The 20590-nt window shown below is 45.6% G+C and carries 20 protein-coding genes; 13 read left to right on the top strand and 7 right to left on the bottom strand.

Annotation, left to right across the window (positions count from 1 at the left end; genetic code table 11):
* Positions 1 to 4: 4 nt before the first annotated feature.
* From QMO62_RS00085 to QMO62_RS00095, 3 genes are read right to left on the bottom strand one after another with little or no spacing between them, the layout of a single operon-like run.
* Complete coding sequence (locus QMO62_RS00085; RefSeq protein ID WP_284637709.1) at positions 5 to 1534, bottom strand: glycosyltransferase family 2 protein; 1530 nt, start codon at positions 1532 to 1534, stop codon at positions 5 to 7.
* 26 nt (positions 1535 to 1560) lie between these two features.
* Positions 1561 to 1761, bottom strand: coding sequence for a hypothetical protein (locus QMO62_RS00090; protein WP_284637711.1), 201 nt, complete (start codon positions 1759 to 1761; stop codon positions 1561 to 1563).
* 5 nt (positions 1762 to 1766) lie between these two features.
* The gene (locus tag QMO62_RS00095; RefSeq protein ID WP_284637713.1) at positions 1767 to 2204 is read right to left on the bottom strand and encodes a hypothetical protein; all 438 of its coding nucleotides are present in this window, start codon (positions 2202 to 2204) and stop codon (positions 1767 to 1769) included.
* 316 nt (positions 2205 to 2520) lie between these two features.
* Here QMO62_RS00095 and QMO62_RS00100 point away from each other — a divergent pair, with 316 nt between their 5' ends.
* The 5 genes from QMO62_RS00100 to QMO62_RS00120 all read left to right on the top strand — a co-directional run bounded on the left by QMO62_RS00100 (position 2521) and on the right by QMO62_RS00120 (position 7592).
* Positions 2521 to 3312 (top strand): GT-D fold domain-containing protein, encoded by a 792-nt coding sequence (locus tag QMO62_RS00100; RefSeq protein WP_284637715.1) that lies wholly within the window; start codon positions 2521 to 2523, stop codon positions 3310 to 3312.
* Complete coding sequence (locus tag QMO62_RS00105) at positions 3309 to 4631, top strand: UDP-glucose dehydrogenase family protein (protein WP_284637716.1); 1323 nt, start codon at positions 3309 to 3311, stop codon at positions 4629 to 4631. The genes QMO62_RS00100 and QMO62_RS00105 overlap by 4 nt, the downstream gene beginning before the upstream one ends.
* Before the next feature lie 37 nt (positions 4632 to 4668).
* A complete protein-coding gene (locus QMO62_RS00110) occupies positions 4669 to 5673 on the top strand; it encodes a glycosyltransferase family 4 protein (RefSeq protein WP_284637718.1) in 1005 nt (334 codons plus the stop codon).
* Positions 5674 to 5698: 25 nt separating this feature from the next.
* A complete protein-coding gene (locus QMO62_RS00115) occupies positions 5699 to 6385 on the top strand; it encodes a glycosyltransferase family 2 protein (protein ID WP_284637720.1) in 687 nt (228 codons plus the stop codon).
* A gap of 73 nt (positions 6386 to 6458) precedes the next feature.
* Positions 6459 to 7592, top strand: coding sequence for a YheC/YheD family endospore coat-associated protein (locus QMO62_RS00120; protein ID WP_284637722.1), 1134 nt, complete (start codon positions 6459 to 6461; stop codon positions 7590 to 7592).
* Positions 7593 to 7651: 59 nt separating this feature from the next.
* Here QMO62_RS00120 and galU read toward each other — a convergent pair whose 3' ends face one another.
* Positions 7652 to 8509 carry a UTP--glucose-1-phosphate uridylyltransferase GalU gene (gene galU / locus QMO62_RS00125; protein ID WP_284637724.1) on the bottom strand — a complete coding sequence of 286 codons (858 nt, stop codon included), beginning with the start codon at positions 8507 to 8509 and terminating at the stop codon, positions 7652 to 7654.
* Between the two features lie 275 nt (positions 8510 to 8784).
* Here galU and QMO62_RS00130 point away from each other — a divergent pair, with 275 nt between their 5' ends.
* From QMO62_RS00130 to QMO62_RS00145, 4 genes are read left to right on the top strand one after another with little or no spacing between them, the layout of a single operon-like run.
* Positions 8785 to 9828, top strand: a complete 1044-nt coding sequence (locus QMO62_RS00130) for a glycosyltransferase family 4 protein (protein ID WP_284637726.1) — start codon at positions 8785 to 8787, stop codon at positions 9826 to 9828.
* A 4-nt stretch (positions 9829 to 9832) separates the two neighbouring features.
* Entirely contained in the window at positions 9833 to 10528 is a 696-nt protein-coding gene (locus QMO62_RS00135; protein WP_284637727.1) for a glycosyltransferase, read from the top strand.
* A gap of 40 nt (positions 10529 to 10568) precedes the next feature.
* A complete protein-coding gene (locus QMO62_RS00140; RefSeq protein WP_284637729.1) occupies positions 10569 to 11549 on the top strand; it encodes a glycosyltransferase family 4 protein in 981 nt (326 codons plus the stop codon).
* A 38-nt stretch (positions 11550 to 11587) separates the two neighbouring features.
* On the top strand, positions 11588 to 12295 hold the full coding sequence (locus tag QMO62_RS00145) for a glycosyltransferase (protein ID WP_284644804.1): 708 nt from the start codon (positions 11588 to 11590) through the stop codon (positions 12293 to 12295).
* 67 nt (positions 12296 to 12362) lie between these two features.
* Here the strand turns inward: QMO62_RS00145 and QMO62_RS00150 are convergent, their stop codons facing one another.
* The 3 genes from QMO62_RS00150 to QMO62_RS00160 are packed head-to-tail and all read right to left on the bottom strand — an operon-like array spanning position 12363 to position 15259.
* The gene (locus QMO62_RS00150; protein ID WP_284637731.1) at positions 12363 to 13079 is read right to left on the bottom strand and encodes an N-acetyltransferase; all 717 of its coding nucleotides are present in this window, start codon (positions 13077 to 13079) and stop codon (positions 12363 to 12365) included.
* Positions 13080 to 13088: 9 nt separating this feature from the next.
* Positions 13089 to 14186 (bottom strand): DegT/DnrJ/EryC1/StrS family aminotransferase, encoded by a 1098-nt coding sequence (locus QMO62_RS00155; protein WP_284637733.1) that lies wholly within the window; start codon positions 14184 to 14186, stop codon positions 13089 to 13091.
* Positions 14183 to 15259, bottom strand: coding sequence for a Gfo/Idh/MocA family protein (locus QMO62_RS00160; protein ID WP_284637735.1), 1077 nt, complete (start codon positions 15257 to 15259; stop codon positions 14183 to 14185). Before QMO62_RS00160 ends, QMO62_RS00155 begins: the two co-directional genes overlap by 4 nt.
* A 465-nt stretch (positions 15260 to 15724) precedes the next feature.
* Here QMO62_RS00160 and gmd point away from each other — a divergent pair, with 465 nt between their 5' ends.
* From gmd to QMO62_RS00180, 4 genes are all read left to right on the top strand, one after another.
* Entirely contained in the window at positions 15725 to 16810 is a 1086-nt protein-coding gene (gene gmd, locus QMO62_RS00165) for a GDP-mannose 4,6-dehydratase (RefSeq protein WP_284644806.1), read from the top strand.
* Between the two features lie 16 nt (positions 16811 to 16826).
* Positions 16827 to 17792, top strand: a complete 966-nt coding sequence (locus QMO62_RS00170) for a GDP-L-fucose synthase family protein (RefSeq protein ID WP_284637737.1) — start codon at positions 16827 to 16829, stop codon at positions 17790 to 17792.
* A complete protein-coding gene (locus tag QMO62_RS00175; protein WP_284637739.1) occupies positions 17779 to 18621 on the top strand; it encodes an alpha-1,2-fucosyltransferase in 843 nt (280 codons plus the stop codon). Before QMO62_RS00170 ends, QMO62_RS00175 begins: the two co-directional genes overlap by 14 nt.
* Before the next feature lie 95 nt (positions 18622 to 18716).
* Positions 18717 to 20549, top strand: a complete 1833-nt coding sequence (locus tag QMO62_RS00180; protein ID WP_284637741.1) for a glycosyltransferase family protein — start codon at positions 18717 to 18719, stop codon at positions 20547 to 20549.
* Positions 20550 to 20590 lie beyond the last annotated feature (41 nt).

The following is a 20590-nucleotide window of genomic DNA, read 5'->3' on the forward strand; positions in this document are numbered from 1 at the left end:
CCTCCTAGTGGTTTCGGTAATCCAACACACTATGCAGCGCTTCTATATGATCCCCTACGATCTGGTTGATCGCGGTTCCTGTCAAATGCTTTTCCGGCCGTAAACGGTTGGCCTTCTCCACGTTAACACGGTGCGGCAATACGATTCGCAGAGCGTGACGCACAGAAGCGGCCAAGGCGCGGGGCGGACAAAGCAGGCTCTCCCAGCCGATGGCATTCAGCGCTTTACGGCTTAGGCCGAAGGGGACCATCACCATGGAGGAGGTGCCGAGAGGCTTCTGATCCAGGGCCAGGTTAAGCGCATATACGGACGGAAGGATGGACCTAAGGGGAAATTCTCTTTCTAAATGATAATTTTGATCGTTTAACGCGACATCGTAGCCTTGTCGAATAGCTAATACGAACGGATAAAGATCATGAGCTGACAAAACCATATCACCATCGACGAACAGAAGGATTCGTCCAGTGGCGTGGTAGGCGCCGAGTGCGCGTCCCGTATCGGTACCGAGAGCGTCGGAAGAGAGGACAACGGTGGCTCCGTGAGCCAAGGCCAGCTCGCAGGTACGGTCTTGGGAACCGTTCACCACGACGATCAACTCCGCCGGCTCCAATCTATGAAGCTGTTCCAGCAACGGAGCTATGGTCGCTTCTTCGTTCCGTGCCGGCACGATGACGGATAGGGCACGTTCATTCGGTCTAGCGGTATCTGTGCTCATATGAGAATTCGATCTGACGACCTTAAAGGAAGTTATCCCGTTGCGGAGCTTCTCTATCAAGTCCCGTCTGCGATTACCATCAGGAAAGCCTCCTCTTGGTTTGGCAATGTAGCTCGCAAAGGCCTGCAGGTAGCGGTCAATGGTCTTCCGTTCATAAGGTGAAAGCTCGTATTGAACAGCGCCATGCTCCTGCAAATTCGTATACCTGGATTTCGTCACAGGTGCAGAGTAGCTGTAACGGGCTATCTTTAAGCCGCTTTTCATTAGAGCAGCATAAGCTGCAATGGGGTTTTGGAGTCCAGCCGTTCCCAGCACGGAGAGGGCATGCTGCGTAAGAGCATACGGAGTATCATTCATACTGCAGGCAAGCAAATCCTCGCGATTCATTAGCCTGTTGAAGCATGCAGCCCATACTTCCTCCGTCTGAGGCAGGCAGATGTCTTCCTGCAGTGGCTTCCGGTGCGGCGTCACCGCATGGGCTGAACCGTAAAGAACGGGTTGAAGAAAAGAGAGCAGCTGCTCCGGTTCTAGCCGGCAATCCTGCTCCAAGAATAAGACCGTTGTTCCTTTGGCAGCCTTTGCGCCCATAACGCGACGGTCATCGACGGATACGGCTTGATCGACGGCATGTATGGTGCAGCCTGCTTCTTTGGCTTGAGCGATCACAGTTTTCCTGTGCCGATCAAGAACGACGATGAACTCGTAGGGCCGCAGGTAACGGCACCTCTTGGTCATATCGAGAATCCAAGGATCAGGGGTAGCTTCCACCGTCAAAACGATGATTGAAAGTGTATGCTCTGGGGGCGTTACCTGCTTCATCCCTACTCATCCTTACTTTTGTTTAATTAAACGCTTTGTACGCGGACATAGGAGATCGAGCTGAGCAGAACAGTGATCTCTTGTGTACCATACCCGGGAACGTCGCCGACCCGGATAACAGCGAAGCTCGCATTGACGGAAACCAGAACACCGATGATCGTATCTACCGTTAAAAACACTTGCAATTCACGTCCGATATAAGTGGCGAGATGTTCAGCAAATGTCATTCCAATCACTCCAATCCTGTAGGTTGAATGGCTAAGGTGTTGTCGAGGTTGACTACAACAACGGATCCGCGAGGCTCACGGACGACAATGAAGTCTACCCCTACATTGGTGATGATCCCCTCCACGGAGCCGGAAGGTGTCAAGACACTAACCGGAATTTGTTCCTCCATGTACCTCCTCGCCAGCTCGGCCAGCGGCTGCTGCGGCTGGCCGATGATCTCTCTCAGGAAGCGCGCGAACTGCTCCGAGTAGAGTATACCTCTTACCTCATTACGAATGGTGCTGGCCAGAAGACGCCGGAGGTCACGCCGAACCCGTTTACTCACATCCTTGTCGAGCCCGCTTAATAGGCGGCGAATTTGCTTGCGGATTCTTCTTTCCACTCTCCGGTCTCTTCGAACCATGATCTCTAGCAGCATTTTGACAACGCGATCTGAACTCATGTGAAAACCTCCTATACTACTATTTACTGACGGTCCCAGACTTTTCTTAGCAGAACTAGAAACGCAGTACACTCCTAAGGTATCGATATAGCCATGCTCCCGTTACGGTCAATCGTGGATTTTGGTACGAAATTGATTTGAAAGTCTATGAAAAAGGTAAATATTGGAATTTAGAAGACTTAGTGATAACAGAATCGTCTATTAGGCGTCTAACCAAACCCTAGTGTTTGCCCACGCCCTTTGCTGTACATGTGCATAGTCTGATATGAGAGTGCGTGGAATTCATAACAGGAGCAAAGAACAGCGAGGGATCAGCGTGAGTCGACGAAAACCAAAAAAGTGGCTGAAAACGGTGGAGGTCATTGCGAGGATCAAGGCAGCCATGGAAGAGAAAAAGCCGTTTTCCCTAGTCCGCGTGGGAGACGGCGAAAACCTTTGTTTAGCCCAGTACAAAATTTGGCCCATTCGTAAGGTGTTGGCTACCAGGTGGGCCCAGCTATCGCGGACCACGAATTTGAAAGGAGTGAGGCTACCGAATATCCGGCTTCGAGATCAGATGATCACCGCCATCAAGAAGGCGGATCTTGTGGGCATTCCTCACAAACAAAACAAGGAGATTCTAGCCAAACAATCGCATCTGCGCCCGCTGACCGATGCCTGCTTTGCCAAGTACAATATTAGACCTAAGGATCTATGCCATACGTTTGTCAACCGCCATATGGTGGAGTACCAGGAATTTTGGGAAATGCTGAGAGGCAAGAGGGTAGTGTTCATCTCCCGTTGGGCTAAGGATTTTAAAAAGCTGGTAAATGAAAAATACAACGTGTACGATATCAAATTTATAAAAGCCATCAAAATGTCCCACTATCAAGAAATTCCAAAAGTCATGGCTCAGATGAAGTCCGTTCAGTGCGATATTGTTCTCATCTCAGCCGGCGTCAATGCGGTGATCCTTGCCCAGAAGCTGGCGGAGGAGCAGGGACGTGTTGCCATCGACTTTGGAAAATCAGCGATTTTTATGATCACTAGAGATCCGAAGGTCAAACCGTTCGATCCAAAAGAGCGATCTCAGGAAGGCAAGACGGAACAAGGGGGAGAGCAGGCTTGAAGGTAACTGTCATAGGTTCAGGATATGTAGGAACTACGACGGCATTGGTCTTAGCCGAGCTGGGGCATGAGGTTATAGGCTATGATGTTGATCCTGCTAAGGTAGCAAAATTAAACAGCGGCATCGTGCCCTTTCGCGAGCCCGGCTTGGATGATCTGCTCCGGAAGGTGCTAGGCCAGGGCAATATTGACTTTACGACGGACAGCCGCAGGGCCATTACCGAAAGCGACATATTGATGATCTCGGTCGGTACCCCTTCCAGCCCAAGCGGAGGTGCCGATTTGACCTATCTTCAGCAGGTGATTGATGCAATCGCCACCCATATTGATGCTCTCAAAACGGTAGTAACGAAGAGCACGGTACCGATCGGCACAAACCGATGGATTCAAGGAGAGCTATCCAGGCGATTGGAGGGGAAGCCATATCAAGCCAATGTAGTATCTAACCCTGAGTTTCTGCGGGAGGGGGTCGCCCTTCAGGATTCCCTTCATCCGTCCCGAACCGTAATCGGAGGGGAGAACGAAGCGGCTATAGAGGTTGTCAAGAAGCTGTACGACGGACTCCCGACGTCCTATTTCATCTGCAATTATGAAACCGCCGAGATGATCAAATATGCCTCCAACGGCTTTCTTGCCGCCAAGATTTCATTCATTAATGAGATGGCACGGCTGGCCGATCGGGTTGGGGCCGACATTCAGGCGGTGTCGGCAGGAATGGGGATGGACCCGAGAATTTCGCCGCATCACTTGTATGCCGGGATCGGCTATGGCGGCTCCTGCTTCCCGAAGGATGTGGATGAGCTGCTTTATTCGGCGGAGCAGCAGGAGATCGAGCTGGGGATCCTCCGTCAGGCAAAGCAGGTGAACGCTTCGCAGATCGACTGGTTCGTAAGCAAGGTGGAGGATCAGCTTCCCTTGCTGGGCAAGACGCTGCTGGTCCTTGGCGTTGCCTTCAAAGAGGATACCGACGATCAGCGTGAGTCGCCTGGCGTTCGGCTGATCGAACGGCTGCTGGAGCAAGGCGCGGGGCAAATTCGTGTGGTCGATCCCACAGTACGCAGTGTTGGCGACATTCGCTGGACCCGGCAGCCGAACGCCTCACTGCTTGAGCGGGTTAGCGTATATACGGATGCTGAAGCTGCCGTTGACGGGGTTCACGCGGTGCTTCTTGCAACGTCATGGCCGCAATTTTCCGCTTACCCCTGGGCCGAGTGGTCGCACAAGACGCAGTCCGCTTTCTTATTCGACGGACGTAACTTTCTGAATGCGGAAGCTATGAAGCGCGCCGGCTGGCAGTACATCGGCGTGGCCAGGAGATAGAACAAGGAATAAACGAACCCTAAAGGAGAGATAGGTCTTGAAGATCATACAAATTTCCACGAATACGATTCCCGTTCCTCCCAAGGACTATGGCGGCACGCAGCGCGATATCCATTACTTGACGGAGGAATTGGTTCGGCGTGGGCATAAGGTGATTTTATTTGCGAAGAAGGGCTCCCGAACTAGAGCCACCAAGACATATGTGTATCCGTCCAACAATAAGAGGAAGCAGCTCCGATTCATTAAGAGGCACATGCCGAAGGATGCCGATATCATTCACGACCATTACGGCATCGTAGCCCGGGCGAATCCGCCGATCCCGACGATCGGCAACTCCCATTCCAAGGGCAGGAAGAAGGTACAGATTCCCGTTTATGTCAGTAAGACCATTCTCCGCAAATATGGAAAAAATAAGGGTTATTACGTGCATAACGGGATCCGGCTGCGCGATTACCAATTCAAGGTGAAAAAGAAGGGCTATCTGCTGTATTTAGGCAGAATCATGAAGGAGAAGGGTGTCCATCTGGCGATTAAGGTCGCCAAGAAGACCAAGAGAAAGCTGATCATTGCCGGTACCCTCAATAACAATCCTAAGTATAGGAAATATTTTAATTCCAAAATCAGGCCGCATCTCGGGAAGCGGATCCGCTTTGTAGGCCCGGTGGCCGGCAAACGAAAAAGAATGCTGCTGGCGAATGCAAGATGCGTCCTGTTCACCTCCACCTGGGATGAACCCTTCGGTTTGGTGCTGATTGAGGCTCTTGCGAGCGGTACCCCCGTATTGGGCTTTCGTAAGGGGGCCGTACCGGAGGTGCTTAAGGGACTTCCCGTGCTGTTATGTAAGAATACGAAGCAAATGGCCAGGAAAGTACGGAAGCGTAAGAAGCTTCTCCCTTCGGCAAGGAAGTGCAGAAGGTATGTTCAGAAGCGTTTTTCCGATAAGGTGATGACCAATAATTTCCTGAAGCTGTACAGGAAGATCATCCGACGTAGAAAGTACAAAAAGCTGCGTCATTCCCAGTGGAAGAGGATCAGGGTCTAACCTCCATGTAAAGGAGTTGAACCACGTGGTTACGATCATTACATGTACTATAAGACCTGGCTATTTCAAGAATTTGTTGAACAACTATAATCGGCAGAGATGGAGAAACAAGGAGCTTATCATTATCCTGAATAAAAATAGCATGAGTCTGCGCAAATATAAGCGCAAGGCGAGAAAATACAAGCGGGTTCGAGTGTATAAGCTTCCTCAAAGATATACGCTGGGCCGATGTCTGAACTATGCCATCCGAAGGGCTAGAGGCAATATTATTGCCAAGTTTGACGATGACGATTTCTACGGCGCGCGTTATCTGAGGGAGTCCGTTCGTGCGATCAAGCGGGGGAAGGCATCGATTGTAGGCAAGCACACCTCCTACATTTATTTTGAAGCCAAGAAGGCGTTAATGCTGTTCCGGACCGGCCGCCAGAACAAGTACGTTAAGAGGGTTAAGGGAGGTACGCTTGTCTTCAAAAAAAAGGTATGGAAAAAGGTCAAATTTTCGAATAAGAAGGTAGCCGGGAGCGATGCAAGGTGGCTAACGAATTGCAGGAAAAAAGGGTACCGGATCTACTCCGTCTCCAAGAAAAATTATGTCTGCATCCGAAGAAAAAATACGAACTCCCATACCCAAAAAAGAAGCACCAAACAGTACATGTCACGATGCAAAATGGTAAAGCGCACTAGAAATTACAGGAAATACGTTACACGGTAAAAGCATGCAGCGGTTCCGCCCGCCCCGCTTGCGGGGTGGGCGGGTCGCTTCAGCTAGAATGGGAGGGACGATGATGATTGGCATTTTATATCCCCGGACCATACTTCGGCGACTTATGAAAGGCGCGAAATCCTTCGAGCGGCCCGCCTTCTATATGGATGCGGCAAACCGGGTGGGCGAGGAGGTCATCTTCTTCTCTTTGTCGGATATTGATTGGAGGAAGGGAACGATCAAGGGATGGACCGGGTCGGGCAAGGGCCGGACCAAGTGCTTGCTCCCTCCCGTTGTCATCAATCGGACTAGGACGAACCTGGGTTCGGTCAAACGCACGATTGAGCGGGTCAAGCAGCGGGGATGTATCGTTTTTAACGAGCATAATGTCGTATCCAAGCTGGAGATTCATCATATTCTTTCCAACCATCGGAAGCTTCTGCCTTATCTGCCGGCAACTCACACGGTGTCAGAGCAATCCGTTAGGGATTTGCTGAATCAGAATGCTTGTCTGTTCCTGAAGCCGGGTACTGCTTCTGTCGGCAATGGGATCATCCGGATCCGAAGGGAAAAGAAGGCTCTATTGGCCGAATTCAATCAACTTGGTCGAACGAAGACCAGAAAAGTAGGGCTGAAAGCGATTGTAAAGATGGTGAGGAAGCAGCGAGGCAAAAACTATTTGATCCAGCAGGGTATCTCCCTTATGAAATACAAGGGGAACCCGGTCGACTTTCGAGTGTCTATCCAAAAGGACGGGAGCGGGAGATGGCAGTATACGGGAATGGTGGGGAAGATCGCGAGGAAGGGGGCGATCGTGACGAATCTGCATTGCGGGGGCACCTCCATGAAGGCTGCGGAGCTGTTTAAGCACTGGGGCTGGAACCAAATGCTGATCGAGTGTAAAGTCGCCAAGCTTGGTTTACGGGTTGCTAGAGCGTTGGAACGGGAGCTTCCACATATCGCCGATCTGGGCTTGGACGTGGCCATCGACGATCAGCAGCATCCTTGGTTTATCGAAGCGAATTTCAGGGATTTGCGGGTCACCTTCCGCGATGCGAGAGACAAGGAGACTTGGCGGCAAACCTTCGCCAATCCTATCTATTATGCAAGCTATCTGCTGCAGCAGCGGCGCCTCCAGGAGGAATGCGCATCGTTGCAGGCGCAAACGGGAGTGCTTGAAGAATCGGATACAACGCTCCCGACTCCTTCCGGATAGGAAAACCGATACCCCCCTCCCCTTACCCCCTCGGAAGAGGAAGTAAGGGGATTTTTGGCTTATAGTGACTTGAGATAGTCCATGAGGGGCTGCTGCAGCTTCTCTTGCTTCAATGCATACGCAAGGATGGCCTTTACATAACCCATGTGATCGCCGACATCATGCCAGACTCCGCGAATTTGGCTGGCGTACACGGGCTCCTCTTGGTTGAGCGTCGCAATGGCATCGGTTAATTGAATCTCCTCACCGACTCCCGCCTTCTGATATTTGAGTATATCGAAGATGGCCGGGGTCAGAATGTAACGCCCGATCATGGCCATGGTGGATGGCGATTCATGCGGCTGCGGCTTCTCCACCAGCCGGGTCACCTGGAGAATGCTCTCGTTAAGCTGCATTCCCTCCACGATCCCGTAGCTTGACACCGCTCGCCTATCTACCGATTGAACACCAAGAATCGAAGCCTGGTACTGGTTATAATACTCGATCATCTGCTTCAGGCAGGGAGTGTCTGCATCCAAGTACGTATCGCCGAGCAGAACGGCAAACGGTTCATGGCCTATGAACTTTCTTGCGCACCAGATGGCATGCCCCAAGCCTCGCGGCTCCTTCTGACGAATATAATGAATATCGATCAGACGAGAAGGCTCTTGTATTTTGCTCAGCAGGTCCAGCTTCCCTTTCTCCTTCAGGTGATGCTCCAGCTCGAAGTCTGTATCGAAATGATCCTCTATCGCATGTTTGCCTTCCCTCGTCACAATGATCAGTTCCTCAATGCCCGAGGCGACCGCTTCCTCTACTATAAATTGGATGGTTGGCTTATCGATAATAGGGAGCATTTCCTTTGGCATCGCCTTCGTCGCAGGTAGAAATCGGGTGCCGAGTCCGGCTGCTGGAATAATCGCTTTTCGGATAGTCATCCGGTTCACCTTCCTTTAGACGAGATGAGATATTCAATGCTAGCGGATAATCTATTGTATGCTGTGTTGTAGAGGAGGAACATGGACAGGAAACCCCCTTTACCAAAAATAGGTCATTGACTATTAATAGTCCTCTTAGAACAAACATTTCTTGGTAGAACTAATACATATGCCGTTACTCCCTATGGATAAATCTCATACTCTATGGTGTATAGTCCAGCGGCTTTAGCGAGGCACAGCGTGAGTAGGAGTTTGGGACGAGGGAGAGTGTACGTGTGAAAATAGTTCAAATATCTACAAACTCGCTGCCTGTTCCCCCTAAGGATTACGGGGGTACTCAGCGCGATGTGTATTATTTGACCGAGGAATTGGTAAGACGGGGACACGAAGTGATTTTGTTTGCTAAGAAGGGCTCCAATACCCTTGCAACCGCAACCTACGAATACCCCAGTAACAGCCGTAAGGAGCAATTGAAATTCATCATGCGCCACATGCCCAAGGATGTGGATATCATTCATGACCACTATGGAATTGTCTCCAAGGCGAGCCCTCCGATCCCCACAATACGAAATTCGCATTCAAAGGCAGTCAGGGGCGTCCAGCTTCCGGTATATGTAAGCAAAACCATCCTCAAAAAGTACGGTAAAAACAAAGGCTATTATGTCCATAACGGCATACGGTTGAGTGACTACGTGTTTCGGGAAACAAAGCAGGATTATCTTTTGTTTTTAGGTAGAATTATGAACCCCAAGGGGGTACACCTGGCCATCGAGGTTGCCAAAAAAACCGGAAAGCAGCTGATCATTGCAGGTACCCTCAATAATAACACTATGTATAAAGAGTATTTTCGAAAGAGAATAAAGCCGCATTTGAACGATCAAATTTCCTTTGTGGGACCGGTTGGAGGCAAGATGAAGCAAGAGCTCATATCGCAGGCAAGCGTCGTCCTATTCCCATCCACCTGGGATGAACCATTTGGGTTGGTCCTGATTGAAGCCATGGCATGCGGAACACCGGTATTAGGGTTTAAGAAAGCAGGAGCGGTTCCTGAGGTACTGAAGGGAATGCCGCAGCTGCTGTGCGACGATGCCGCGGACATGGCCGACAAAGTAAAATCGCGCGAAGAGCTTCCGTCGGCGCAGGAATGCCGTGCTTATGTCGATAAGTATTTCTCCGATAAAGTGATGACAGACAACTTTTTGGACCTGTATAACAAGGTCATTGACGAGAAGCTCTATAAGATCAAGCGGAATACCGGGTGGATTAAGCTAAAGAAAGCCATGCGGAAGAAGCCGATCAGGAGAAAGGCAGGTAGATAGAGCCTTGGTTTCGATCATAACCGTTACGATGAGACCTGAATATATGGATGACGTCCTTTTTAATTACGCTAGGCAGGATTGGGAAGACAAAGAACTGATTGTGGTTTTAAACAAGGACAATATGGACCTGAAAAAGTGGAAAGAGCGGGCTAAGCTTTTCGACGGAGTTCGTGTGTACCAGCTCCCCGAGACATACACACTAGGATACTGCTTAAATTGGGCTATAGCTCGGGCCAATAGCAAGATCATTGCGAAATTCGATGACGATGATTACTATTCTCCCTATTATTTAAGGGAGTCTATGAACGCCATGAATAAGGGAAAAGCCCCAATTATCGGCAAACACAGCTCTTATATTTATTTTGTCAAGAAAAGGGCCCTTACGGTGTATCGAAAGGGAAATGAAAATAAGTATAAGAGTAAGCTGAAAGGCGGCACCATCGTCTTCAGAAAGTCTGTATGGAATCATGTGAAATTTAACGAGAACAAACCAGCGGGCAGCGATGCCCGCTGGTTGACGGAGTGTGCCAAGGCGGGGTATAAAGCCTTCTCCGTCTCTAAAGAGAACTATGTTTGTGTTAGGAGAGAGAATCGAAAGACGCACACACAGCAAAAAAGCACAAAACAATATATGGCCAGCTGTAAGGTTATTTGCAAAACCCGTAACTTTGTTCCCTATGTGACGAAAAAGGTGAAATAGAACTCTTCTAATTTCCGAAACGAAAGGGGATGCAAGGCATTTGAAGATCATACAGATATCCAACAATAGACTGACGGTTCCACCGGTCGACTACGGAGGCACACAGCGTGATATTTACTATTTGACCGAGGAATTGATCCGGCAAGGTCATGAAGTGATATTATTCGCGAGAAAGGGCTCCAAAACTCACGCAACAAAAATGTTCCATTATCCATTCAATGAGAATAGCAGCGATAAGATGTATCGATTCATCCTGAAGCATCTTCCCGCGGATGCGGATATTATCCATGACCATACCGGCATTGTTTCTCGTACCGAGCTATCCATTCCAGCAATTCGAAATTCTCATCTTCGAAAGGGAACGGGTGGATCACATCCTGTATACGTAAGTAAGACGATCTTGCAAAAGTATGGGGGAAATAAGGGGTATTACGTCCATAACGGGATTCGGCCCGAAGACTATACGTTTCGAAGGAAGAAAGGGGACTATTTACTCTTTCTAGGCCGATTGACTCCGGAAAAGGGAGTACACCATGCCATTGAGGTCGCCAAAAAAACGGGACTTAAGCTCATCATCGCCGGGCCATACCACCATAATAAGAAGCAACTGAAATATTTTAATAAGGTCATTAAACCCCATCTGGATAAGCAAATTCAATACGTAGGATCGGTAGGGGGAGAGCGAAAGCAAAAGCTGTTGTCCAAGGCACGCTGTGTCCTCTTTCCATCCACGTGGGATGAACCGTTTGGGCTCGTATTAATTGAAGCTTTGGCTTGCGGGACTCCAGTGCTTGGCTTCAAGCGTGGGGGGGCAGTGCCGGAGGTTTTGCACGGTCTTCCGCAGCTTCTATGCGATAACGTGACGGATATGGCCATCAAGGTGCTAACCCGCAAGGACTTTCCATCCGCCCAGGCATGCCGCCGGTACGTGGAGCAGCATTTCTCGGATCGGGTCATGACGGATAACTTCCTTAAGCTGTACGAGAAAATAATCAAAATTCATAAAGGTGAAACAAGCTGAGTCTGAGTACTGATAGCTGCGAAAAGGGGATGGCTTTAATGGTTACTGTAGTCGTCTGCACCATGAGACCCTCCTATATCGATAACGTTTTTGACAATTACCATAGGCAATCATGGAAAGAGAAGGAGCTTATGATCATTTTAAATAAAGATGATATGGACATCGGGGAGTGGTATGAGAGAGCGAAGGACCACAAAGATATCGTTGTGTATCAGCTGCCGCAAGAATACACCTTAGGCAAATGCCTGAATTGGGCGATAAAAAGAGCTAGCCATTCAATCATCGCCAAATTTGACGATGACGACTATTACGGCCCTGATTATCTTAAGGAATCCATGCATGCCATGAAGAAGAAGAAAGCTCCTATCGTAGGGAAAACGACATGTTATATGTATTTTGAAGCAGAGAATGCACTCATGCTCTTCCGCAAAGGCAGGGAAAAACAATACCGGCCTAAAATTAAGGGTGGGACACTGCTGTTTAAAAGGTCTGTTTGGGACAAGGTCAAGTTCCCCGAGAATCGGATATCAGGTAGTGATGCACGCTGGTTACTTAACTGTGGCAAGGCGGGATTCAAAGTGTACTCTGTTTCCAAAAACAATTATGTATGTGTTCGCAGAGGGGATCTTACCACCCATACACAAAAGAAGAGTACAAGTAATTATATGGCCGCATGTCAAATGATTGCATTTACAAGTGACTTTATTCCGTTAATCACTAAAAGGTTTAAGTCAAATAAAGACTAGCGCCAAGCTATAATACGAAAAGATGACTCCTGAACTTGTCGAGGGGTCATCTTCGTTTAAGTGACTATTACTGATTTTCCAACCATTGTTCAGGAGGAACGTCTCTTAATTTCTTAGCCGGCGTTCCCGCAACGATTTCTTTGGCAGGAACATCACGCGTTACTGTGCTTCCTGCAGCGACAAGACTGTCCTCCGCAACGATTCTCCCCGGAAGAATGGTCGCATTGGCCCCGATTCTTCCACCCCTTTTGATGGTTGCACCCTTGAATTTACCAAAGCGCTCTTTCGTCCTAGATACATAGTTATCGTTAGTCGTTACTACACAAGGAGCAATAAATACAAAATCCTCTAGAGTTGAATAAGCGCATATATAGCTATTGGTTTCGAGCTTGCAATTTTCCCCGATGGTACAATTGTTCTCTACTGCCACGCCCCTGCCAATTATGGTTTTACTGCCGATAACGACCCTTTCACGTACAGTTGCAAGGTCAGCCACGAATACATGATCACCCAGATGTGCATCGGCATAAATGATTGCAGACGTACCCACCGTACAATAATCGCCAATCGTTGCGGGAGGGAGATTGTTTGGGTGTTGGGTCGTGGCAGAGTTCAATGCTTTCATCGGTTTCTTGCCAATGACGGCATTATCGTGTATCACGACATGACTACCGATCACTGTCCCATCATAGATAATAACATTGTGTCCAATCACAACATGGCTTCCGAATGTGACGTTATTCCCAACGACGACATGGCGGCCCATAGTTACATGACCGTACATTATCCCACCTCACGGTTTGGCGATTTCAAATACTTTCTCCACTATATAAGTTTGATCTTTCATTGTTAGATGGGCATGCATTGGAAGTGCAAGTGCACGCTCGCATAATGTTTCGGAGACCGGCAAATCACCTGGCTTGTAACCAAGGGAGGCGAAGGCATTTTGAAGGTGCAGCGGGCAAGGATAATAATGTCCGGTTGAAATACCTACTTGCTTTAAACGAGATGCCAATTGCATACGCTTAGAAGATTCAACAATGAAGAGATGAAATACATGGCTTACCTCAGGGGATATAAACGGAAGACCGACTACGCCTTTCAAATGTTGAACATAATAAGCCGCTTTCTGCTGTCGAAGCGTATTCCACTCCTGAAGTTTACGCAGCTTCACCCGAAGTATGGCAGCTTGGAGAGAGTCTAATCTACTGTTATATCCGATGATATCGTGATAATATCTTCTGTTGCTACCGTGTAAACTTAATAATCTAACTTTGTCGGCGATGGAATCGTCATTCGTTATGACCATGCCGCCGTCTCCGTAGGCCCCCAAGTTTTTTGTTGGGAAGAAGGATACACATCCGACTGTTCCGAGAGCTCCCACCGGCTTTCCCTTATAGCGCGCCCCTAATGCCTGACATGCGTCTTCGATAATGTGAAGATTGTAATTGTGAGCCAGTTCATGAAAAGCATCCATATCCGCCGGCTGACCAAAGATGTGGACAGGAATAATGGCTTTTGTTTTAATAGTGATTTTTTTCTCCGTTTCCTTCGGACATAGATTATAGGTGCGAGGATCTATATCGGCAAATACAGGGGTAGCACCGACTCTGGAGATAGCTTCTGCTGTGGCAAAGAAGGTGTAGGGGGTTGTGATGACCTCATCCCCGACGCCGATGCCGCACGCTTCTAAAGCCAATACCAAAGCATCGGTACCGTTGGCAGTAGAAACTGCATGCCGTGCGTCGGTAAATTCCTCCATTTCCTTCTCGAAGGCTTGCACTTCTGGCCCGGAGATATAAACGCCGCTATCGAAAACCTGTTCTGTCACTTTCATAATTTCATGTTTCAATTCTAGGTATTGTGCACGCAAATCGATGAGAGGTATCACGGTTGCTGCCCTCCTTTATTGTTATTCATTTCCTCTAGATCGAAAGAATCTAATGGAAGCCCCACCGGTGCTCCTTCCTTTATAGACTTATATATTGCTAAAACAACCTCTAGGGAGTGAAGAGATGACTTAACCGACACAAGAGGAGACGTATTGGATTGGATTGCATGGATTAAATCCTTGTAAAGTGGCGTATACGAAATTTCTGCAGTATGAGGGATGTGATTCTCTTTGTCTTTGTCTGCTTCGAAGATCCATTGGCTGAACTGACTTAGTCTATCGCCTTCTAGGGATACAGTACCTTTATCTCCAAATAGGCTGATCGAAGTAAGTAGGCTTCGGGGATATACAATAGAGGAGGCTTCGATAAGTCCAGTTGCACCATTTTCAAAGTGTAGTATAGCTGTCCCCATATTTTCCACTTGCAAGGGTTGCCCGATTGTACTCGCTGCAGCATAGACAGACGTTACACGTCCTAGCAGCCATTGGAGTAAGTCAATGTAATGAATGCACTGATTAATAAACAATCCCCCACCTTTAGGCCAAGAGTTTCTCCAGGGGCTGCTGTGGTAATATTGGAGGTTGCGGTTCCAGCGCATGGAAACAACAGCATGAACCATTTTACCAAAGCGCCCCTCATCAACGCACTTCTTCATCGCTTGCAGTTGAGGTAAGTACCGGGTTTGTAGAGATACTGCCAGTATTTTACCGCTCCGTTCCGCTTCTTCTGCTACTTTTCTCGCATCTGAGATTGATAATGCCAGCGGTTTCTCAACCAACACATGATGGCCGGATCGAAGAGCTGCGAGCGATAACTGAGCGTGAGTATCGGTACTAGACGCAATAACAACAAGGTCAATATCATTGCTGCGCAAACACTCATCGAAATTCGTATAGAGTGCCAGACATGGGTTGTTGGACATCCCGATTCGATCCCGAAAGGAATTGAGCCGCTCTTGATCAATATCACAGAGAGCAACTAATTTCGCTTCGGCCCCAATTTCCGATATCGCACGAACATGTTTCTCCGCAATAAAGCCGCACCCTATTAAGGCGATTCTAACGGGTTTCAACGGGAAGCTCCTCCTCATGCCAAAATTAAATGACAATATATTATATGGCATGTAACTCTAGATGGAATGGACGAACACCAAGTTGAAAGAAATAACGCGCAAATGGGGGTCATTAATCTTAGACTAAACGTTACGAATACATTGATGACTCATTTTTGGGGCCATAATGTATTTCGATGAAGTGCACTCTAGCGTCACCTGGAGCGATGGTACAGCGTTTTGAAGGCCTATTCATGCTGGAAAATGGTTTAAATGGTAGATGCCGTGCCTTCCTCTCACAGATTACATAGAATATTATGTAAGAAAAATAGCATTGGTTTCCGTTATCGACTTCTGAAAATACACATTGAAAAACGAAATAAAGTTCCCGTAACAATTATAGGGCTGTCGAATATTGTTGCGGTGTTTAGTCTAGACGGCGTTTACAGGAAAAAGAATATACAAAATATATTATGGAGTGAGGATATGAAAAAAAAGGCATTAATTACTGGAATTACAGGTCAAGATGGTGCTTATTTAGCGAGATATTTATTAAATAAGGGGTATCAGGTCCATGGGATTAAACGCAGAGCATCGTCCATTAATACACAGAGAATTGATCATTTATATCAAGAAAATTATGAGAGAAAAAGAAATTTCTTTTTGCATTATGGCGATCTTACCGATACGACAAACTTGATTCGTATCATAAACGAAATACAACCCGATGAAATTTATAATCTTGCCGCGCAAAGTCATGTCAAAGTATCCTTCGAGACGCCGGAATATACGGCAAACGCTGACGGGCTAGGTACTTTACGCCTATTGGAAGCGATTCGGATTTTGAAATTAAACAAAAAAACGAAATTCTATCAAGCGTCCACAAGTGAATTATTCGGTAATGTCAGAGAAACACCACAAACGGAATTAACCCCTTTTTATCCGCGCAGCCCTTATGCTGCTGCAAAGATTTACTCTTATTGGATTACTGTAAACTATCGTGAAGCTTATGGGTTGTTCGCATGTAACGGGATCCTGTTCAACCACGAATCGCCTTTACGCGGAGAAACCTTTGTTACTCGAAAAATTACCCGTTCTGCAGTTAGGATAAAATTGGGTTTACAGAGCAAGCTTTATCTTGGGAATTTGGATGCCAAACGGGACTGGGGCTATGCCAAAGACTATGTAGAAGCCATGTGGCTTATGCTTCAGCAGGAAACACCGGATGATTATGTTATTGCTACAGGCATGACCCATTCTGTACGGGAATTTGCTGAATTAGCTTTTGCCGAGGTTGGAATAAATATCGAATGGACAGGAGAAGGCATAAATGAAAAGGGGATTGACAAAAAAACTGGAAACGTATTGATAGAAATTAGCCCGGATTATTTTCGTCCGACTGAAGTGGATATTCTACTCGGTGATTCGAGCAAAGCCAGGGAGAAACTGGGGTGGAAACCAAAGGTGACTTTCAAAGAACTAATAAGCTTAATGATTAAGAGGGATCTTGTAGAAGCTGTAAACGATTCGATTATTAAAACAAATAATTATCGAAGCAGACTTGACGATTAAAGGAGGGGAATTTTAGTTGAAGAGACATGAGAAAATTTATATCGCTGGTCACAAGGGATTAGTCGGATCCGCGATCAGGAGAAGATTAGAGCAGCTCGGATATGAAAATATGGTTTATTATTCGAGCAATCAGCTTGACTTGCTTGATCAGAAGGCTGTAGATACATTCTTTAAGAAAGAGAAGCCCGATTACGTCTTTCTGGCAGCGGCCAAGGTAGGCGGGATTTATGCTAATTCAACTTATCCGGCAGAATTTATATATAAGAATCTTGTAATACAGTCCAATGTTATAGATGCATCCCACAGGTATGGAGTGAAAAAGTTGCTTTTTCTCGGAAGTTCATGTATCTATCCCAAGTTTTCACCCCAGCCGATGAAGGAACAATATTTATTAACAGGACAGCTTGAACCGACGAATGAACCTTATGCAATTGCGAAAATCGCCGGAATCAAAATGTGTGAAGCTTATAATCGCCAACATAATACAAATTTCATTTGCGTCATGCCGACAAACCTTTACGGACCGAATGACAATTTCGATATCCTGCATTCTCATGTTGTACCGGCATTAATACGTAAGTTTCACGAAGCGAAATTACAAAAGCAGAAGGTAGTCGAAGTATGGGGGACGGGATCGCCAAAAAGGGAATTTCTGTTTGTTGACGATTTAGCGGAAGCCTGCATTTATCTCATGAATAACTTTGATTATGGAGATATCGGTCCATTTATTAATATTGGAACAGGAAAAGAGCTGAGTATCAAAGAGTTATCTCAAAAAGTGAAGGATATTATTAATTTTACAGGTGATCTTGAATTTAATAATCAAAAACCCGACGGGGCGCCCCGTAAACTCCTTGATGTTTCTAAAATGAATGCTTTGGGATGGAGTGCAAAAACATCATTGGAAGAGGGGCTTACGATTACCTACCACTGGTACTTAAATCGATTAGCAGGCGGTGGGAATACAGTTGGCGAAAGATAAAAATGATGTGATAACGAAGTCAACACTTGGTCTGGAAGGCCGGTTTGGAAATCAGGTATTTGCGTACGCTTTTATGAAGATCTATGCAAAACACTATAATTTAAAAATCGAAACACGGGATTGGATCGGACAATATTTATTCGGTCATAAAGATCCACCGATAACAAAGGAATTACCGATAGTTCGTCCTAGAGAATCTGATTTAAGGAAAATATTTGAAAGTAAAAAAAATGACGTAGCAAAGCTGCGGCTTAAAAATGTTGATCTTAAGGGATCGACCAATTATTATTCTAAATATTTTTCCAAGTATAAAAAATACTTCCGATCGCTATTCGTACCCGTTCCTCAAATTGAAAATGAAATGAACAAGGGTCTGGCTATATTAAGATCAAAGGGGAATACCATAGTCGGTTTGCATTTAAGAAGAGGAGATTATTTGGATTATAAGGGACACTATGCTTATTTTGTTGCTCCGGCCAGTTGGTACATTGAATGGCTTGACCGGATTTGGAAAAAACTTGATAAACCTGTTTTATTTATTGCTAGTGACGAACCACAAAGCGTTATTCACGACTTTGCAAAATTTCGACCAATAACATCCCAGGATTTAAATATGTATGGAAAACTTAAACCGGAGGCAAATTTTTATCCTGATTTCTATTTATTAAGTAAATGTGATATTTTGGCCATCTCCAATAGCTCCTTCTCGTTCTCAGCAAGTATGCTTAATACTAGATGCAAATTATTTCTCCGTCCGCAACAATCAACTCAAAAACTGATAAAATATGATCCTTGGGATGCCCCGGTGAAATTAATTGAAAAAAAATAAAAAATCGCCCTGTAAAACGAGACTCAGACGCCGTTTCCGACAAACAGTATATACAAAAATATTCATTAATAACTCGAAAAGTAAGAGGTGATAACGTGATCGTAAAAGGTTATCCCAAAATTAAAAACGCAGCTTCAATATCGAAACAAAAAACTAAAAATCTTAAAAGAAAACTAAAAAAAAAACGATTAAGAAAGCGTCGAGAACACAAAAGCACTAAAAAAAAATTGAAAAAAACCACAAAAAAAACAATGAAAAAAACCACAAAAAAAACTGCAAGCAAAGGTAAAAAAGTGGTTGCAAAAAAAGTTACAAAAAAGACCTCAAAGAAAACCTCGAAAAAAACAAAAAAAATCATAAAAAAAGAAGCGGATATCCGGATAAAAAAAAAGAATTTAAGCAGCATACCCCCGGGTATTTATCCACAATATTTAACTGCGGCTAGGGATTTAATCCGACAGGAACGATTGAGAATATTGGTACTAATAAAACCGTTTAAATCCATGCAGGGAGCACAGTATCATCCAGTAATCGAGGCCATGAAGAAGTATGCAGAGATTCGTTGTTGGTCATCAAATGGAAATATTCAAGTGATACTGGAAAAACTAAACTGGAAGCCGGATTTTATCTTCATTTATGATTATGAAAGCAGCGTTTATTCCCCTTTCATTGCCGATTTGCATAAGGTTGACATCCCTAAAGGTTGTTATGTGTTAAATATACATGATCGTCCGGAACTTCGAAGGACATATATTTTAAAGAATAATGTCGATCTCTTATTTGCGTCATCGAAGCAGGAATTTCTGAAGATATTTCCGGAAAGCGAGGATAGATTCAGAGGGTTGCCTTGTTCAATTCACCCTGAATATACGAAAGATAGAATGAAATCATTCAATCAATGTGCTCACCAGTTAATTGCCTATATAAAAGACTGTGTAATTATGAAAAATTTTTCGAAAAGGATTAAAACAGGGGTTATTCCGCAAAAGAAGAAATTGAAAGTATTGATGCTTATTAAGGAGATTGACAAATTGATGCCAAAACATCAGCACAAATACGATATGATCAAGGCTATTCAACAATTTGCGGATGTTTATTACTGGCATAAGAACGGAGATATATTAGAAATATTAAAAGAAATCAAAATTACTCCGGATTTTATTCTCCATTATGATATAGAGTGGAACTATTTTTTTTCTCCTCAGATAACGAATCTGGCTAAAGTAAAGATACCTAAGGCATGCTATGTCCTTGACATTCATTGGAGACCCTATAAAAGAAAAGCATATTTTCATGAAAATGCAAAACCGGACATAATCTTCTCGGCAACTAAAAACCCCTTCTTAAAAGCTTTTCCCGAATGCATTGATCGATTTAGATGGGTGCCGTTTGCAATAAATACTGATATTATCACGGACTATAGGTTAAAGAAAGACATTGATTTTTCTCTCATGGGCCTGCTCCATCCGCCTGGGCGGTATCCATTTAGGGAAAGAGTACTGGAAAGGATGAATAGAGTCGATGGTTTTGTCCATTTCGAACATCCGGGCCAAAAAGTTCAACATAGCCCTGGAGTTTTAATCAATTCGGAATATGCCAGGACTATTAATAGGACGAAAATGTTTTTTACATGTGGCAGCGATTTTGAAATTCCTGTAGCAAAATTTTTTGAAGGGCCTGGATGCAAGTCCTTATTAATGGCAAAGCCCAATCAAGATATTTTAGAACTGGGTTTTAAGGATGGAGTAAATTTCATAGCCTGCGACGAAAATAACCTTTACGAAAAAGCAATGTATTATCAAACCAATAACTTGAAGCGAGAGCTGATTACTCAAAATGGCTATAACTTTATTCAGACTTTCCATAATAACCAATGGCGCGCCTATCAAATTGTATCTGCTATGAAAGAGTTTCTGAAACGAAAGTAGCTGCATATTCGTTGTTTCGTGGCATTTCTAAGGAGGGGGAT

Source organism: Paenibacillus silviterrae, assembly GCF_030167925.1.
GTDB classification, from domain to species: Bacteria; Bacillota; Bacilli; order Paenibacillales; family NBRC-103111; genus Paenibacillus_G; species Paenibacillus_G silviterrae.

Excerpts from the sequence above, each read along its gene's own strand:
- QMO62_RS00120 (WP_284637722.1), top strand. The coding sequence starts at position 6,459 with ATGATTGGCATTTTATATCCCCGGACCATACTTCGGCGACTTATGAAA.
- galU (WP_284637724.1), bottom strand. The coding sequence starts at position 8,509 with ATGACTATCCGAAAAGCGATTATTCCAGCAGCCGGACTCGGCACCCGA.
- QMO62_RS00150 (WP_284637731.1), bottom strand. The coding sequence starts at position 13,079 with ATGTACGGTCATGTAACTATGGGCCGCCATGTCGTCGTTGGGAATAAC.
- QMO62_RS00095 (WP_284637713.1), bottom strand. The coding sequence starts at position 2,204 with ATGAGTTCAGATCGCGTTGTCAAAATGCTGCTAGAGATCATGGTTCGA.
- QMO62_RS00085 (WP_284637709.1), bottom strand. The coding sequence starts at position 1,534 with ATGAAGCAGGTAACGCCCCCAGAGCATACACTTTCAATCATCGTTTTG.
- QMO62_RS00145 (WP_284644804.1), top strand. The coding sequence starts at position 11,588 with ATGGTTACTGTAGTCGTCTGCACCATGAGACCCTCCTATATCGATAAC.
- QMO62_RS00090 (WP_284637711.1), bottom strand. The coding sequence starts at position 1,761 with ATGACATTTGCTGAACATCTCGCCACTTATATCGGACGTGAATTGCAA.
- gmd (WP_284644806.1), top strand. The coding sequence starts at position 15,725 with ATGAAAAAAAAGGCATTAATTACTGGAATTACAGGTCAAGATGGTGCT.